This is a genomic window from Frankia sp. CcMO1, assembly GCF_977945845.1.
Genome location: NZ_CDWTMG010000019.1, coordinates 25,086 through 41,954 on the forward strand (window position 1 = coordinate 25,086; position 16,869 = coordinate 41,954).

14 protein-coding genes are annotated in these 16,869 nt (G+C 71.9%); 9 read left to right on the forward strand and 5 right to left on the reverse strand.

Going from position 1 to position 16,869, the window contains the following annotated elements:
- Positions 1–133 precede the first annotated feature (133 nt).
- Both AC08OU_RS04650 and AC08OU_RS04655 read right to left on the reverse strand, forming a co-directional pair.
- A complete protein-coding gene (locus AC08OU_RS04650; protein WP_476598936.1) occupies positions 134–2,176 on the reverse strand; it encodes a DUF2142 domain-containing protein in 2,043 nt (680 codons plus the stop codon).
- Positions 2,177–2,610: 434 nt separating this feature from the next.
- Positions 2,611–3,285 (reverse strand): acyltransferase, encoded by a 675-nt coding sequence (locus AC08OU_RS04655; RefSeq protein ID WP_476598938.1) that lies wholly within the window; start codon positions 3,283–3,285, stop codon positions 2,611–2,613.
- 214 nt (positions 3,286–3,499) lie between these two features.
- Between AC08OU_RS04655 and AC08OU_RS04660 the strand changes: the two genes are divergently transcribed.
- The 9 genes from AC08OU_RS04660 to dnaN all read left to right on the forward strand — a co-directional run bounded on the left by AC08OU_RS04660 (position 3,500) and on the right by dnaN (position 13,348).
- On the forward strand, positions 3,500–4,483 hold the full coding sequence (locus AC08OU_RS04660; RefSeq protein ID WP_476598940.1) for a glycosyltransferase family 2 protein: 984 nt from the start codon (positions 3,500–3,502) through the stop codon (positions 4,481–4,483).
- Positions 4,484–4,488: 5 nt separating this feature from the next.
- Entirely contained in the window at positions 4,489–5,712 is a 1,224-nt protein-coding gene (locus AC08OU_RS04665; RefSeq protein WP_476598942.1) for a glycosyltransferase, read from the forward strand.
- A 115-nt stretch (positions 5,713–5,827) separates the two neighbouring features.
- On the forward strand, positions 5,828–6,541 hold the full coding sequence (locus AC08OU_RS04670) for a class I SAM-dependent methyltransferase (protein ID WP_476598944.1): 714 nt from the start codon (positions 5,828–5,830) through the stop codon (positions 6,539–6,541).
- A 3-nt stretch (positions 6,542–6,544) separates the two neighbouring features.
- On the forward strand, positions 6,545–6,820 hold the full coding sequence (locus tag AC08OU_RS04675; protein WP_462187458.1) for a hypothetical protein: 276 nt from the start codon (positions 6,545–6,547) through the stop codon (positions 6,818–6,820).
- A gap of 82 nt (positions 6,821–6,902) precedes the next feature.
- Positions 6,903–8,312 (forward strand): glycosyltransferase family 4 protein, encoded by a 1,410-nt coding sequence (locus tag AC08OU_RS04680; RefSeq protein ID WP_476598946.1) that lies wholly within the window; start codon positions 6,903–6,905, stop codon positions 8,310–8,312.
- Between the two features lie 82 nt (positions 8,313–8,394).
- On the forward strand, positions 8,395–9,525 hold the full coding sequence (locus AC08OU_RS04685) for a glycosyltransferase family 4 protein (protein WP_462187465.1): 1,131 nt from the start codon (positions 8,395–8,397) through the stop codon (positions 9,523–9,525).
- 134 nt (positions 9,526–9,659) lie between these two features.
- Entirely contained in the window at positions 9,660–10,580 is a 921-nt protein-coding gene (locus AC08OU_RS04690) for a glycosyltransferase family 2 protein (protein WP_476593616.1), read from the forward strand.
- Positions 10,581–10,857: 277 nt separating this feature from the next.
- Positions 10,858–11,919, forward strand: coding sequence for a mannose-1-phosphate guanylyltransferase (gene manB, locus AC08OU_RS04695; RefSeq protein ID WP_476598950.1), 1,062 nt, complete (start codon positions 10,858–10,860; stop codon positions 11,917–11,919).
- A 175-nt stretch (positions 11,920–12,094) separates the two neighbouring features.
- Positions 12,095–13,348, forward strand: coding sequence for a DNA polymerase III subunit beta (dnaN, locus tag AC08OU_RS04700; RefSeq protein ID WP_476598948.1), 1,254 nt, complete (start codon positions 12,095–12,097; stop codon positions 13,346–13,348).
- 34 nt (positions 13,349–13,382) lie between these two features.
- Here dnaN and AC08OU_RS04705 read toward each other — a convergent pair whose 3' ends face one another.
- The 3 genes from AC08OU_RS04705 to cofD all read right to left on the reverse strand — a co-directional run bounded on the left by AC08OU_RS04705 (position 13,383) and on the right by cofD (position 16,684).
- Entirely contained in the window at positions 13,383–14,189 is an 807-nt protein-coding gene (locus AC08OU_RS04705) for a DUF3105 domain-containing protein (RefSeq protein ID WP_476604411.1), read from the reverse strand.
- A 175-nt stretch (positions 14,190–14,364) separates the two neighbouring features.
- Positions 14,365–15,693, reverse strand: a complete 1,329-nt coding sequence (locus AC08OU_RS04710; RefSeq protein ID WP_476602282.1) for a coenzyme F420-0:L-glutamate ligase — start codon at positions 15,691–15,693, stop codon at positions 14,365–14,367.
- Entirely contained in the window at positions 15,686–16,684 is a 999-nt protein-coding gene (gene cofD, locus AC08OU_RS04715; RefSeq protein ID WP_476602281.1) for a 2-phospho-L-lactate transferase, read from the reverse strand. Before cofD ends, AC08OU_RS04710 begins: the two co-directional genes overlap by 8 nt.
- Positions 16,685–16,869 lie beyond the last annotated feature (185 nt).

Below are 16,869 nucleotides of genomic sequence, written 5' to 3' on the forward strand. Positions count from 1 at the left end.
CCCCCGAGCTCCGATGCGCAGCGCCGCCGTGGCCGGTTGCGCCTTGTCCGAGGCTCGGGATTCAGTGTGACTCTCCGTGAGTGAACGCGCACGATGGTCGGATGGTTTCCGGTTCCTTGTCGGCGATGCCGGATCAGGGGGAGTGCGGAGGCCCCGCGGCGGAGGGGCCCTGGCCGGTGGGCTCCGGGCCCGTACCGGCCGCCGGGCCCGAGCCGGTGGTGGCATCCGGCGCGGCGGCGCGCCGCGGCCGTTCCGGCGACGGCAGGTGCGACGGGTACGGCGCGAGCGGTGGAGCCGGTCGCTGTCCCGTCGATGGTGACCGTCCCTTTGACGGGGCCGGACCGCCGGTGACAAGGACCCCGATGCAGCAGGCCAGGGCCGCCACGGCGAGGACGCACACCGCGCCGGCAAGCCATTTCGGGGTGCCCTCCGACCACGGTGCCCACGCCGCCATCGCGTCCCACGCGTCGCCGAGGTCGCCGCCCTCGAGTTGCCAGAAGTGCGGAAACACCATCGAGATCGCCCAGGCCTGCAGGGTGGTCGCGCCGGCCAGGAAGAGCAGCGGCATGATCCGGGAGAGATGGCGGCCGGTCGCCGCCGCGCCCATCCCGACCCCGATCGCCAGCGACGCCAGGCCCGCATACAGGTAGCGGCCGGAGATCCCGCTGACGTGGAAGTACCTGTCGAAGTTCTTCGCGGACTGCAGGGTCATCAGGCCGAACAGCGCCCAGGTGGGCCAGAGCAGGAACAGCAGGTCCACCCGGATGCGTCCGGTCCGGGCCCGGATGAGGGCGAGGGCGAAGAAGACGATGACGACGGCGGTGCCCGTGCGCACCGGGACCGTCGTCAGGTTGACCTCGAACCATCCGAAGGATCCCCACCAGCGCAGGATCGTCCCGTTGATCAGCAGCTCGGTGTAGGCACCCCAGTCGTCGCTCAGATACTGGCCGAGGGGGAATCCCGGCGTCTCCGGTTGGAAGGTGCCGTAACGGACGATGTTGACGATCCACCACCAGCCGCCGAGCGCGATCGCCAGCGCGCCGCCGAGCAGCAGTTGGCGCCAGGGCACGCGAAGCGCGGAGGCGGGTGGTCCCGTGGGTCCGGCCTCGGCGAGCAGGAAGGGCTCCGTCTCGGTGGGGTGAGAGCCGGTTGCATGTGGGCTGGTTGTGCGGGGGCTGGTTGTGCGGGGGTCGGCGGGGGGGTAAGGGGCGGCCGGGTAGGGGGCGATGGCGGCCGGTCCGGTCGCCGCCACGGCGGCCGCTGGTCCCCGCGCCCACGGAGCCCGGGCGTCGCGTCGGGCCCGGCCCCAGGCGACGAGGTAGGCCAGCGCCGCCATGGGGACCAGCATGATCGCCAGTGACTTCGTCAGAAGGGCGAGGCCGACGAAGACCCCCGTCCAGGCCGCGGTGCGCAGGGAGGTGTCCCCGCGCAGCACGTAGACGATCGAGACCGTGGCCAGGCCGCTGGTCAGAACCAGCAGGTTGTCGTTGTTGACGCTGGATCCGATGTGGGTGAGCTGGGGGATCCCGAGCGGTACCAGGGCGGCACAGATCCCCGCCACCCGGCTGCCACCGCTGAGCCGGTTCGCCCCGGCCCAGGCGAGCAACGGCAACGGCGCGACCATTGCCACGCTGACCAGGCGCAGGATCCCGATGATCTCGTCCCAGCGCAGGTGGTCGCCACCGCCGGGGACGGCCTTGAGAATCATGGCGTCAACCCAGTAGTACAGCGGGGGATGCTGCACGAGCTGCTGGATGCCGCCCTTCGGCGCCGGCATCCGGTCCAACTCCTCCCAGCTGGGACGATCGTGGCGGGGGACGGCGTCGGCCGCGGTGAACGGGCCGGCTGACAGGTCGCGGGGCCGCTCCTCGGATCCGTAGGGGGCGGCCATGATCGCCCCTACGCCACCTTGCGTCACGATCGCACGGCCCGGATACGGCCAGCCCTTGCCCTCGACGAGCCGCATCACAGCGTCCACGTGGTTCGGTTCGTCGGGCGCATGGTATTGCGGCATCATCACCGACCAGCCGGCCAGCAGCGCGGTGAAGAGCAGAGTGATCACCCAGATGGCCGCAGGGGTGGTGCGGAGAATCCCCCACGGCCGGAAGCGCGTCCCCATCGGGAACACGTCTCCGCCGGCCTTGGCGTCGGCGCGGGCCGTTGCGGTCGAATCCACAGAGTCACCCACGAGTGGCAGAGTCCCATCGGACGAAGGTGGAGTCATGCTACGGACCCCCGATTCCCCGTCGGCATCATGGGTGCCCTCCTCCAGTCAGCCCTGGTCGCGCACGGTGGTGCGGGTGCTTCCGGGCTGGTGTCCAGACCGTTGTCGCGGTGTTCCCGGACCGGCGGTGTCACAGCCTGCAACCATCATCGTGACCGCTCGAGGGCTGGTTCACCGTTATTGAATCGGGGGATCGAGGCGGATGCCTTCGGCTATCCGGATGCAAAGTCCGCCGGATAGCACGGATAGCAGGATCTGTCGAATAGCAGGATCTGTCGGATTTGGGCGAGGCGAAGATTCCGGTTTTAGGCGTGGCCGCGGAGCTGTCCGCGTGGCACGCGGGCAGCCGAGGCCCGACGTCCGGAGCGCGCGATCCGGGCGCCGGATCAGCGCCAGGAGTCGATGTGGCCGACGATCTTCGCGGGGGATCCGGCGGCGACGGCCTTGGGCGGCACGTCCCGGGTCACCACCGAGCCCGCGGCGACGACGGCGCTCTCGCCGATCGTCACGCCCTTGAGCACGATAGCCCCCGTGCCGATCCAGGCCCGGTCCTCCAGCACGATCGGCCCGCTCATCGGCTGCTCCACGCCGTCGACGACCATCGGATGGAAGTCGTTGTCGAGTAGCTGGGTGTCCCACGAGACGTTGCAGCAGGCGCCGATTGAGACGCGTTCGCGCACGAGGATCTTGGCGAACCCGTTGATGTTCGCCCCGGGGCCGAGTTCCAGTACGCCCGAGTCGACGACGATCCGCACGCCCCGCTGCAGCGACACGACACCTTCGCAGCGCAGGCGGCCCTCGGGATGCACCCGGATGATCGAGGTGTCGCGCCGGGTCGACAGTCCGAACGCGCCGAGCCCCACCCGTAGCGATGCGCCCTCGGCGAACTCGATGCGTTCCCGGCCTTCGATCACGGTGGGGGAACCGGTCCAGATCGGTTGTCTGTACGCGAGCGGGTAACGCAGCCCGGCCACGAACGAGCGGGCCGAGGTCTCCTGCGCCGCCCGCAGCGAACGAACGTGCCGCACATACTCCCGCAGATCACTTCTGAACGCACCCACGGAGCAACAGTAGGCGCTGCCCCGGTGGCCGGGACCGCCCGGCTGTCGGCTCGCCGGGGCGGGCATGCCACTCTAGAGTCGTGCGCGAGCCCTCGACGGAGCGTGCACCATCGCCACGGACCGGCGATCGGGGCGGGAACTGACGACGCCGGGCCGCCAGGACGCCGGCCCGGGACGCCGCTGGGCCGGAACGACGACCGGGAGCCACACCGACGTGAGTGTCAGCGCCATCCACCGACCTGAACATCCGCAGGCCGGCACCCCAGTGCGGGCGGCTTCCGGGGACGGCGTCGCTGCCGCCGGTCCGGACACCCCTTACGTGACCATCGTGCTGCCCTGCTACAACGAGCAGGACCATGTGGTGCTCGAACTCGAGCGCATCACCGCCGCGATGGACGCGAGCGGTTACTCCTACGAAGTCTTGGCGATTGACGACAAGTCGACCGACAACACGCTCGCGGTGCTGCGCGAGGTGGCCCCGCGGTTCCCGTGCATGCGGGTGATGCCGTTCCGCCGCAACGGTGGTTCCGGCACGGCCCGCCGGATCGGGACCCAGGAGGCCCGCGGCAAGATCGTCGTCTGGACCGACGCCGACATGACGTACCCGAACGAGCGCATCCCGGAGTTCGTCCGTTACCTGGACGACAACCTCGACGTCGACCAGGTCGTCGGGGCGCGCCGCACCGAGGAGGGCACTCACAAGTGGGCCCGGGTGCCGGCGAAATGGTTCATCCGGATAATCGCCCAGCGGCTGTCCGGCATGAAGATTCCCGACCTCAACTCCGGGCTTCGCGCCTTCCGCCGGGACGTTTCCCTGCCCTATCTGCGGCTACTGCCCCCCGGTTTCTCCTGCGTCACCACGATCACGATGTCCTTCCTGTCGAACCAGCATCCGGTGGATTACCTCCCGATTGATTACGCAAAACGGTCCGGAACGTCGAAGTTCCATCCCTTCCGGGACGCGCGGCGTTACATCCTTCAGGTGCTGCGGATGGTGATGTACTTCGATCCGATCAAGGTTCTCATGCCGGCCGCCCTGTGGATCATGGGTTTGGGTTTTGTCAAGCTGATCGTGGACGTGATCCGCTACGACTTCCATGTGGCGACGTCGACGCTGCTGGCGATTCTGGTCGGCTTCCAGATCGTCGTGCTGGCGTTGATCGGCGATTTGGTGGCCCGCTCGCGCAGCGACACCTGACCGGCGTGCGCATCGCGATCGTCGGTCCGACCCATCCCTACAAGGGGGGGATCGCGCAGCACACCACCGAGCTTGCGCACCGGCTGTCGGCGCGGGGCCACGAGGTGGCGGTCGAGTCCTGGTCGGCGCAATACCCCGCGCGGCTCTATCCCGGCGTGCAGCGCGTCACCGAGCCCGAGATGGAGCCGTTCGAGGTCACCCGCTACCCGTTGTCGTGGTGCAGACCGGATGGGTGGATCCGGCTCGGCAGGCGCCTGCGGCGGCAGGCCGACGCGGTGATCCTGGTCGTCGTCACCCCCGTGCAGGCCCCGGCCTACCTGGGCGTCCTCGGCGCACTGCGGGCCCCGGGGCTGCGGGCCCGGGGGCTGCGCGGCCGGGGCACGGGTTCCGGGCGAGCGGGTTCCGGAGGCGCGGGTCCCACGGTCGTGGCACTCTGCCACAACGTCCTGCCGCACGAGCGCCGGGCCGTGGACGAACCGCTGACCAGTGCGGTGCTGCGCCGGTCGTCGGCTGTTCTCGTCCACACGCCGGCCCAGGCGGAGCTCGCCGCGTGCCTCACCCCTGCTCCGGTCCTGGTGGCCGAGATGGCCACGCACCTGTGGTCCTCGCGTCTGCCGTCCTCGGGTCCGTCCTCCTCGGGTCTGCCGTCCTCGCCGCCCGGGCCGGTGGCCGGCCGCGGTGGGCCATCCGCCGACGTCACCCGGCGCAATCTGCTGTTCTTCGGGCTGGTGCGGCCGTACAAGGGACTGGACGTCCTGCTGCGGGCGTTGGCCCGCGGGCCGGCGGACGTTCGTCTCACCGTCGCCGGCGAGTTCTGGGGCGGGACGGGGGAGACCGCCCGGCTGGTCGAGGAGCTCGGCCTGGCCACCCGGGTGGACCTGCGGTCGGGCTATGTCGACGCGGCGGAGGTGCCCGCGCTGTTCGCCGGTGCCGACGCCCTGGTGCTTCCCTACCGGGCCGGAACGGCGTCGCAGAACGTCGATCTCGCGCACCTGCACGGCGTGCCGGTCGTGGCGACCACGGTGGGAACACTCGCCACCACGGTCCGCGACGGCGTGGACGGTCTACTCGTGCCGCCCGACGACGCGGAGGCGCTGGCGGTGGCGCTGCGGCGGCTCTACGAGCCCGGCGTGCTCGCCGGGCTGCGCTCGAAGGTCATACCGCCGGACATCGACGGGGCGTGGGAGCGTTACCTTGATGTGACGTTGGGCGCGCTTGGGCACACCTGAGCCGTGGCGTATGCGCGAGTCACGGCCCATCCATGGATCGTAGACCACGCGTGAATCGTGGACTCGGAAGGCGGACTGGAATGAGCAAGGCTGACCGGATGGGCGGGGCCGACCTGTGAGCCCGGTGCGGGACGACGCCCTCGCCTTCGTGGGCCATCAGGTACATGTCATGCGTCGCCGGGAGGTCGGCACCCTGCTGTCGTGGGCGGGGGAACTGGCCGGGCGCACCCTGCTCGATGTGGCCGGCGGTGACGGCTACTGGGCCGGCCAGGCCGTCCGTCGCGGGGCTCGGGCGGTGTGCCTCGACCTCGCCCGGCACAAGCTGCAGTTCGGTCGCCGGCTGCGCGGGCATCCCGGGCTCGTCGAGGGGGACGCCTTGGCGCTGCCGTTCGCCGCGGCCACGTTCGACGTCGTCATGTCGGTCTGCGCCATCGAGCACTTCGACGATGGGCCGGCCGCGCTTGCCGAGATGGCGCGGGTGCTGCGTCCGGGTGGCGACCTGGTGATGTCTGCCGACGCCCTCACCCGGGCGGCGTCCTGGCCGGATCTGTTCGACCGGCACCGCGAGCGATACCACGTCAGGCACACCTATTCCGGCGACCATCTCGCCAAGCTGCTCGACGATGTCGGGCTCGAGGTCATTCGGCAGACGTACATGTTCCGCAGCGAACGCGCCGAGCGGCTCTACCTGACCTTGTCCGCCAAGGGCGGCAGGACGGGATGGAACGCCGCGGCCGTGCTCTCGCCGGCCGTCGCCCTGTCGGACCGGCGGGCTCCCGACACCGCGGGCAGCGTCGTACTCACCCACGCCCGCAAACGGGAGGGCTGAACGATGGCGTCCGCCGGCCGGTCGGCACGCCCGGGCCCCGGCCGTGAACCGCGCCGGCAGCCGGAGCACGGGCCGCGGACGGGCCCGCCGCCGCCCCCCACCTCCCTGCGTAACCAGCGCATCCTCGCCGTCGTCCTGACCGTGCTGCTGTTCGGGCTGATCGTGGCCGGGATGGGTGCCGGGTTCGCGCTCTTCGGCCATCGGGGCTGGGGATACCTGGTCGGCGGGATCTCCTGCGCCGTGATGGCACTCGCGGCCCTGCGCGCCTGCGGCCGCTGACCCCGCCGGCCCACCGGCCCCGGCTGTCCGGGGACCGGGCCGGCTGTCCGGGAATGGAGGAGGCAGGGGCAGACTGTGACCCGTGCGTGTGGGTTTCCTTGTCGAGCAGCTGCTCGCGCCGGTTCCTGGCGGGACCGGGCGCTACTCCGCCGAGCTCGCGGCGGCGCTCGCCCGCACCGCCGCCCCCGAGGACCGGGTGACCGGGTGGTGTGCCGGGCGCCGGGAGGTCGGTCCGGCCGTGTTGCCCGGCGTCTTCGGTCCGTTCCGACTTGGTCTGCCTCGCCGCGCACTCGCCGTGGCCTGGGCGTGTGGCGTGGGCCCGGCTCCGACAGGGGTGGACGTCATTCACGCTCCGACCCTGCTGGTGCCACCCACGGGTGGCACCCGGGGGTTCGTGACCGGTTCGGTGGCGGACGCCCTGCACGGCCTCGACGACCGGACCGGTTCTCGGACCGGGTCCCGGCGCGGGCGACGGTCCGGTGACTCCCGGCGTTCTCCGGATTATCGGCGCTCTCCGGGTTATGTGGACTCATCTTCACCTTCCGGACTTTCCGGCGCGCCGCCCCGTCCGTCGCTGGCTTCCTGGGCCTCCGGAACCGTCGCGCCGGCCCTGGGTGATGCCCTGGACCGGCGCCGGCCGCGCCCGAAGCTCGTCGTGACGATCCACGACGCCGTTCCCTGGACGCATCCCGAGACCCTGACCCCGCACGGGGTCCGGTGGCACCGGCTGATGGGCGAACGGGCCGCACGCCACGCCGACGCGATCGTCGTGCCGACGCTCGCGGTGGCGGCCGAGATCGCCCGGCATCTGCCGATCCCCGAAGACCGCCTGCACGCGATCGGGGAGGGAGTCGCCGACGCCGTGGTCCGGGTTCCGCCCGATGCCGACGCCCGCGCCGCGCGGATGGGGCTACCCCCTCCAGGGCGTTATCTACTCACCCTCGCCACGCTCGAACCCCGTAAGGGCCTCGACACCGCGCTCGCGGCGCTGCGACGACCGGGCGATCCGGGCCTGCCGTTGGTCCACGTCGGCGCGACCGGCTGGGGTGGGCTGGACGTGCGCGCGGCGGCGGCCAGGCACGGTCTGGGCGCGGACCGGGTGCGCACCCTTGGGCGGCTCAGTGACGAGGATCTCGCCGTGGTCCTGTCCCTTGCGGGCGTACTGCTCGCGCCGAGCCGGTCGGAGGGCTTCGGGCTGCCGGTCGTCGAGGCGATGGCGCACGGTGTGCCGGTCATCGTCTCGGATGCCCCCGCGCTGGTCGAGGTCGGTGGGGGCGCCGCCGTGGTAGTCGGGGTGGACGACCCGGCCGCGCTGGGCGCCGCGGTGGCGAAGGTCATGGGCGATCCGGGCCTGCGGGGGCGGCTGTCGGAGTCTGGACGCCTTCGTGCCCGGTCATTTACCTGGAAAGGGGCAGCACTGGCGACGTGGGCGCTCTACCGTCGAGTCAGCGGTTCCCCCGCCGTGTCCGTCGCCGACGACGGGCGGGCGTAGTGTTGCCCCCGTTGAGAAGCAAGCGGTCACCGTGAAGCAAGCGACCACCCCGTCGCGGGTGGCGCGTCAGGGAGGGAGCGCCGTGGGACCCCGGGTGCTCGTCGACGCCACTTCGGTCCCGGCCGACCGTGGTGGCGTGGGGCGTTATGTCGACGGGTTGGTCGCGGCGCTGGGCACGACCGGCGCGGACATGGCGCTCGTCTGCCAACGGTCGGATGAGGAACGCTACAGCCGGATGGCTCCACACGCCACCGTTCTGTCCGGGCCGGCGGCCATCGCCCACCGGCCCGCGCGGTTGGCCTGGGAACAGACCGGGCTGCCACTGGTCGCCGAACAGGTGAATGCCGATGTCATCCATTCACCGCACTACACGATGCCGTTGCGGGCGCACCAGCCCGTGTGCGTGACGATTCACGACGTCACCTTCTTCACCGAGCCCGACATGCACACCGCGGTGAAGGGCACGTTCTTCCGGTCCGCGATGCGCACCGCGGTGCGCCGGGCGGTCCGGATCATCGTCCCCTCGAAGGCCACCCGGGACGAGCTGGTGCGGGTGCTCGACGGGGAGCCGACGACCACCGACGTCGCCTACCACGGCGTCGACACGTCGACCTTCCATCCGCCGACCGAGGAGGACAAGCGGCGGGTGCGCCGCCGGCTCGGGCTTGGCGACTCGCGCTACGTCGCGTTCCTCGGGATGCTGGAGCCGCGCAAGAACGTGCCGAACCTCATCCGGGGCTGGGCCGAGGCGGTGCACTGGCGGGACGAGCCGCCCGCGCTCGTCCTGGCCGGCGGCTCCGGCTGGGACGACGACGTCGATGCCGCCGTCGCCTCGGTGCCGAGCCACCTGCGGGTGATCCGGCCGGGTTATCTGCGCTTCTCCGACCTGCCGGGCTATCTGGGAGGTTCGTCACTGGTGGCGTATCCCTCGCACGGTGAGGGCTTCGGGCTGCCGGTGCTGGAGGCGATGGCCTGCGGCGCCCCGGTTCTCACCACGCCGCGCCTGTCGCTGCCGGAAGTCGGCGGCGATGCCGTCGCCTACACCCAGCCGGACGCCGGCTCGATCGCCCGGGAGATGGGCGCCCTGCTCGATGACGCCGAGCGGCGCAGGCAGCTCGGTCAGGCCGGTCTCGCCCGGGCCCGGGAGTTCACCTGGGCGGCCAGCGCCGAGGCGCATCTCGCGAGCTACGCGCGGGCGGTCGCCGAGCGCTGAGGCGCCCGTCGGCCCGGCCCCGGGGCGAGGAACGCTGCAAAGGGCGCGCTACGGTCTCCTCGGTGCAAGGTGCCGTGCGTCGTCACGGGAACGTGTCGGGCGACCAGCGGTGGGCGAGAACGGGCGGGCGAGACATGGGTGTGGATCCGGAGATCCGGGTTGTCGTCGTGACCTTCCGGTCCGGGGAGGTGATCGGCGCCTTCCTCGACTCGCTGGCGAAGGCGACCACGCGGCCCTACGAGGTCGTCGTGGTGGACAACTCGCCGCACCTCGACGAGGGCACGAGGGCGGCCGCCGAGCGGGCCGAGGTGCGCCTGGTGCGCCCGGGTCGCAACCTCGGCTACGGCACCGCGGTCAACCGTGGTGCCGCCGGAGCCCGCGGGCCCTGGCTGGTGATCTCCAATGCCGACATCTCCTTCGCGCCCGGTGCGGTCGACGAACTGATTGCCGCGGCCGACCGCTGGCCGGGGGGCGGGGCCTTCGGCCCGGGGATCATCAATCCGGACGGGGCGCTCTACCCCTCGGCCCGGGACCTGCCCTCTCTCGGCCGCGGGGTGGGGCACGCCTTGTTCGGCTGGTGCTGGCCGACGAATCCGTGGACGGCCTCCTACCGGCGGGAGCGGGGCCTCCCCCGGGAGATGACCGCCGGCTGGTTGTCCGGTTCCTGCCAGCTGCTGCGCCGGGAGGCGTTCGAGGCGGTCGGCGGGTTCGACGAGTCCTACTTCATGTTCATGGAGGACGTCGACCTCGGCCGCCGCGTCGGCGAGGTGTCCTGGCAGTCGGTGTACGTGCCGTCCGCGGTGGTCGAGCACCTCGGCGGGCACTCGACGAAGCGGTCGTCACGGCGGATGGTGCTGGCTCATCACCGCAGCATGTTCCGCTACCTGTCCCGGCAGTACCCCGGCAACGCGCGCGCGCCGCTGCGGCTGCTGCTCGGGGTCGGTCTCGTGGTCCGGCTGCTGCTCGCGCTGATCTTCGCCCGGGACAGCGCGGGGGCGAAGGCGACCCGTTCCGCCGATCTGCTTCCCCGGGGCGGTGCCGCGCGGGGCGCCTGAGCGGACCGCGGCCGGCCGATGGCCGGCAGTCGAGTCGCTGGTAGCCGAGTCGCTGGTAGCCGAGTCGCTGGTAGCCGAGTCGCTGGTAGCCGAGTCGCTGGTAGTTGAGGATGTCCTGGATGTCCGAGATGTTTGGGATATCCGGACGGCTCGGTGAACCCCGGTCCGACGCAACGTGTCGAAACCATGGCATGCCGTTCGTCGTATGGTCCCGACCCCGATCCGTTTTCAGCGCCCACCGCGTGTTCTGCGACACTGACGCCCCATGGACGCAGTGATGCTTGTCGGCGGTCAGGGGACCCGCCTGCGACCGCTCACGATGTCGGCACCGAAGCCGATGTTGCCGGTCGCGGGGGTGCCGGTCACCGCGCACATGCTGGCTCGCGCGCGAGACGCGGGAATCGACCGGGTGGTGCTCGCCACCTCGTACCGGGCGGAGGTCTTCGAGGAGTACTTCGGGGACGGCTCGGCGCACGGACTCCAGCTGGAGTACGTCACCGAGACCGAGCCGATGGGCACGGGCGGCGCGATCCGCAACGTGGCCGAGCGGCTCCACGGGGGACCGGACGATCCGGTCGTGATCTTCAACGGTGACATCCTCGCCGGTCTGGACATCCAGGCCCTCGTCGCGCGGCACACGGGGACCGGCGCGGCGGTCACCCTGCATCTGACCCGGGTGGTGGACCCGCGTGCCTTCGGGGTCGTGCCCGTCGACGACGATGGTCGCGTCACCGCCTTCCTGGAGAAGACCCCGGACCCGCCCACCAATCTGATCAACGCCGGGTGCTACGTGTTCCGGCGGTCCGTCATCGACACGATCCCGACGGGACGACCGGTCTCGGTCGAGCGGGAGACCTTCCCGGGACTGCTGGCCGCCGGCACGACGGTCATGGGTTACCCGGATGACACCTACTGGCTCGACCTCGGAACTCCCGCGGCGTTCGTGCAGGGCAGTCGCGATCTGGTGACCGGCCGGATGGCGTCGTCGGCGCTGCCGGGGCCGGTCGGGGACTGCCTGGTGCTGCCCGGTGCTGTCGTGGCCGCCGACGCCAAGATCGGTGGCGGGGCGACCGTCGGGACCGGTGCGTGGGTCGGCGCGGGTGCCGCGATCGACGGTGCCGTGCTGTTCGACGGTGCGGTCATCGAGGCCGGGGCGGTCGTGCGGGACAGCGTGATCGGTCGGGACGCGGTGATCGGCTCCGGTGTCGCGCTCGACGGGGTGGTCATCGGCGACGGGGCACGGATCGAGCGAGGCAACGAGCTGCGGTCCGGGGCGCGCGTGTTCCCCGGAGCCGCCCTCTCGGCGGGCGCTGTGCGATTCAGCTCGGACCGCACCTGAGCGCAGCCGACCGGTTGCGGGCGGCGGCGGACCACTGGTAGCGCCGCCGCCTCTCCTCACGACGCGGCGGCTGCGGCCCGTCCGGGCGGAGATCTCGCGGACATCCACGGACGGGGAACAAACACCGCCCGCTGAATGCGGCGATTCCGCGCCGTGGCCGAGGACAATCGCACTCATGAGGTTCAGCGTGGAACGCGACGCGTTCGCCGACGCGACCGGCTGGGCCGCTCGGCATCTACCCAACCGGCCGGGCCCGGCCCGGAACGTCCTGACCGGCATCCTGCTCACCGCGGGCCATGGCGCCCCGGCGTCGGCGCCCGCCGCGGTTCCCCTGCCGTCGGGTTCCGCGGCGTCTCCTGGTTCCGCGGCGCGCCAGGGGCCGGCCACGGCCTCGGTCCTGACGATCTGCGCGTACGACACGGAGGTGGCGGTGCGGGCTCCGGTCGCGGCCTCGGTGGACGAACCGGGGCGGGTGCTGGTGCCCGGCCGGCTCCTCACGGACATCGTGCGCAGCCTGCCCGCGACGACGGTCGACGTCGTGGTCGACGGTGACCGGCTGGTCCTGCGCTGCGGCAGCGTCCGTTTCACCGTGCCGTTAATGGACCCGGGCGACTACCCGAAGCTCCCCAGCTTTCCCGGACCGATCGGTGAGGTGGACACGCTCGGGTTCGCGTCCGCGGTCGGTCAGGTCGCCCCGGCGGCCGGCCGGGACGAGACCATGCCCGTGCTCACCGCGGTCCGGATGGAGATCTCCGGGCGCGGGCTGACCCTCGCCGCCACCGACCGGTACCGGCTCGCGGTACGCGGCATACCCTGGCAGCCGACAGTCGACGATCCGTGGGCGCTCGCGCACGTGCCCGCCAAGGTTCTCGCCGAGGTGGCCCGCATGCCGACGTCGGCCTCCCGCATCATGATTGGCCTGGACCTCGACGATCCGTCCGGCGCCCGGCTCGGCCTCGCCGCCGGCGGCCGGCAGACCATCGTCCGACTCATCGAAGGGACGTTTCCCAACTACCGCAAGCTCCTGCCCGAGGCGGCCGCGCTCGTCGTCACCGCGCAGACCGCGGCGCTCGCCGCGGCGGTCCGCCGGGTGGCTGTCGTCGCCACCCGCACCGGGCCGCTGCGGTTCACGTTCACCCGCGACCAGGTCGTCGCCGAGGCCGGGGACGGCGGTGGCGCACAGGCCAGCGAGACGATTCCGGTCGAGTACGCAGGTCCCGAGCTCTCGGTGCTGTTCAACCCGTCCTACCTGCTGGACGGGCTCGGTGCCGTCGAGGACGATCAGGCGACGATCGGGTTCGTCGACGCCGATCCGGCCGAGGCCGCCGCGAAACCCGCGGTGCTCACCGGCAAGGACAGCGGCCGCGGCGCCGTTGACGAGGGCGCCTACCGCTACCTGCTGATGCCGATCCGCCACGGCGGGAGCTGACTTGTCCTGTGCCGTGTCGCCGTGCCGGGGAGGGTCAGGGTGCCGGGGTCGGGGTGGTGGGCGACAGCGGCATGGTGCCCGCGCCGGGGAGCGGGGAGGCGGCCGCGCCCGGATCCACCAGGGGGCCGTCCGCCGTCACGTTCAGGGTGCCGCCCGCCGCGCCGGACTCCGGAGCGGTCGGTGAGTCCCAGGTGGCCCCGGCGGCATCCGGGTTCGCATGCTTGGTGACGAAATCCTTGATCACGTCCGCGGAGACCGTCGAGCATCGCTGGGTGCGGTCCCAGGCGGTCAGGACGAAGTGCTTGTTGTCGACGAAGGTGCTCCGGGTCCAGGGCATACCGATGAACCGCGGCCCGGCATTCGCCGCGAGCTTGCGCAGCTTGTCGACCTGATCCCCCGGCAGGCTCTTGTCGTACCAGCCGATCACGAAGCCGTGTTCGAGGTTGTGTACGGCACGTTCCGCCGAGATGCCCGAGTTCGGGTTGTAGAAGGGAATGCCGTCGGGCAGGGGGTCGGGGTTGTGGTTACCCGAGGACGGCGGTGACGCCTCGTACGTGACCGCTGTGCTGACGTGCGTCGAGCCGCGGAACGGGTCGTTCGCCGTGCCGGTGCACCCGGCCGCGGTGGCGGCCGCCGAGGCCGGCGCGACGTAGCCGACCTTGCGGGCCTCGTTCTTCGATCTACTGTCCGCGACGCTGTAGATGATGATGCCGACGAGGAGCGCGACGGCGACGAGCCCCGACGTCCCGTAGATGAGCAGCGCGCGGCGGCGTTCCCTGCGCTTCTGTTCACGGCGCAACTGCTCGAGCCGGGTGTTGCGTTCGACGCTCTTCTTACCCACGACAGCTGATCCTACGAAGTGTTGAACCACGTCGTCCGGGCAGGATGGATCCGACCCGCCGAACACCACCGGACACGCCCTGTCTCGCCACGCTGCACCGTGACCGTGGCGTCACGGATCATCCCGGGACCAGGTCATCCGGGACCGGGCCACCCGGGACGGGCCGGCCACGAGGTCAGCGGTGGAGGACGAACGCCGCGGTATCGCGGTCCGGTCGGGCGGGTACGGGCGCGGCGGCGTGCCCGACCCCGACCGTGCCCATCGGCGCCCAACCGGCCGGCAGGTCGAGCACCCGGGTGACCACCTCCGGGCAGAACAGCGTCGACGATACCCAGCACGACCCCAGACCCTCCGTGGCCAGGGCGACGAGCAGGTTCTGCACCCCGGCCCCGACGGAGACGGTGAACATCCGCTCCTCGGCGGCGGCGCGGCGGGCGTCCGGATAGGGATGCGCGCCGTCGAGGACCATGATCGGAACGATCAGCAGTGGGGCACGCCGCAGCACCTCGCTGCGCCGGAGCCGACGCTCGACGGCCGCCTCGCCGAACCCGTCGCGTCGTAGATCGTCCGCCCAGGTCTCGGCCATCGCGTCGAGCAGCGCCGCGCGTCGCTCGGTCACGATCACGAAACGCCATGGTGTGGTGTGGTGCGGGGCCGGGGCGGTGAATGCCGCCGCGATCGCCCGGTCAACCGCGGCCGGGTCGACCGGGGTGTCGGAGAAGTCCCGCACGGTGCGCCGCTCGCGCAGCGCCGCCCGGCGCGCCTCGAGGGTGCCGAGGCGGAACATGTCCTCACCCGCGGGACGCAGCAGTGCCCGCCCGCCGGTGCCGTCGTCGGGCAGCCGGCCGTAGCCGCGGACGACCGCCACCGGCGTGGCGCCCAGCTTGCCCTTGACGAGGTCGGCGGCCGCGGCGAGCTCGTCGGCCTCGGCCACCTCGGTCATCCCCAGCTCGTTGCCGTAGCCGTCGAGGTCGCCGACGTGGCTGCGCAGCGCCGCCATGCCGGCCACCCCGATGGCGATGTCGGTCAGGCCGCGTCGCCACGGCCGTCCGGCGGTATCGGTGACGACGACGGCGACATCCACGCCGAGCACGGTGGCCAGGCCCGACCGCAGCCGCCTGGCGCTGGCGTCCGGATCCACCGGGAGCAGGGCGAGGGAGTCCTTGGCGATGTTCGACGCGTCGACCCCCGCGCTGGCGAGGACGAAACCGTGGTGCGTCTCGACGATCCGGGTCGGGCCGCGCCGGGCGACCTCGCGCACCGATTCACTGTCGATCATGGCCTGCCTGGCTTCCTCGCGGTCGCCGGACACCGTGACGAGCCGTCCCTCGGCCTTCGAAACAATCTTTGAGGTGACCACGACGACATCGCCGTCGGCGAGTGCCGGGCCGTGCGTCCGGGCGGCCGAGGCCACCAGGACGGCGAGATCGTCGCCGGGACGGACCTCGCCGATGCCGGTGAGCGGGAACACGCGCAGCGCCCGTTCCGCGCTGCGCTCAGACACCGGCGAGCTCCAGAGCCGCCCGGACGATCGCCACCGTGGCCTTCAGATCGGTCATCAGCAGGGATGCCGCGGCCACGGTCGCGCCGGGAACGGTCGCGCCGGCGTCGGCGGTGTCGACGAGCCAGCCGTCGAGCAGTCCGTCCGCCGTCCCGGCTCCCGGGCGCGGGGCCGTCCCGTGCCCCGTCGCGGCGGTGCGCCCCCGGCCTCCGTAATGCACGCCCACCGCCTGGGCGGAGGTCTCGACGCCGATGGCAGCCAGGCAGGCGTCCGCCATCCCGCGCACGGCCGCACCGCCGATGATCGGCGACACCCCGACCACCGGCGCCGCGGTCTCGTGCACGGCCGAGCGGATCCCGGGAACGGCGAGGATGGTGCCGATCGAGACGACCGGATTCGATGGGGGGAGCAGTACGACGTCCGCGTCGGCGATGGCGGCCAGGACGCCGGGCGCGGGCTTGGCCTTTTCCGCGTTCACCGGGATGATCGCCTGTGCCGGCACGGCGGCACGCAGCCGCAGCCACCACTCCTGGAAGTGCACCGCGCGCTGGCCGTCGGCGTCCGAGATCACCACGTGGGTCTCGACCCGCTCGTCCGACATCGGCAGCAGCCGTACCCCCGGCTTCCACCGCTCACACAGTGCCCGGACCACGTCCGAGAGGGAGTAGCCGGCGTCGAGCATCCGGGTACGCACCAGGTGGGTGGCGAGGTCGCGGTCGCCGAGCCCGAACCAGGCCGGCCCGACGCCGTAGGCGGCGAGTTCCTCGGCCACGACGAACGACTCGCCCTCGCGCCCCCAGCCCCGTTCGGCCGAGATCCCGCCGCCCAGGGTGTACATGACGGTGTCGAGATCGGGGCAGATGCGCAGTCCGTGCAACGTGATGTCGTCGCTGGTGTTGCCGATTACCGTCACGTCGGCCTCCGGCAGTGCCGCGAGCACGCCGCGCAGGAACCGGGCGCCACCGATCCCGCCAGCCAGGGCTGTAACTCTCACACCGACCGATCCTGGCACCGCGCCCCGGCGGATGGGGCACCGGTGGGCGGTGGTGGATTTCCCGGCCGGGGTGATAGTGACCACTGCTCGGCCGCGGACGGATTTCTCCGGACCGGGGCGGGCGCGCCGGTCCGTGCTCCTGACCGAGCCTTGCTCGGGGTTCCTAACCGAGCCTTGGCCGTAAA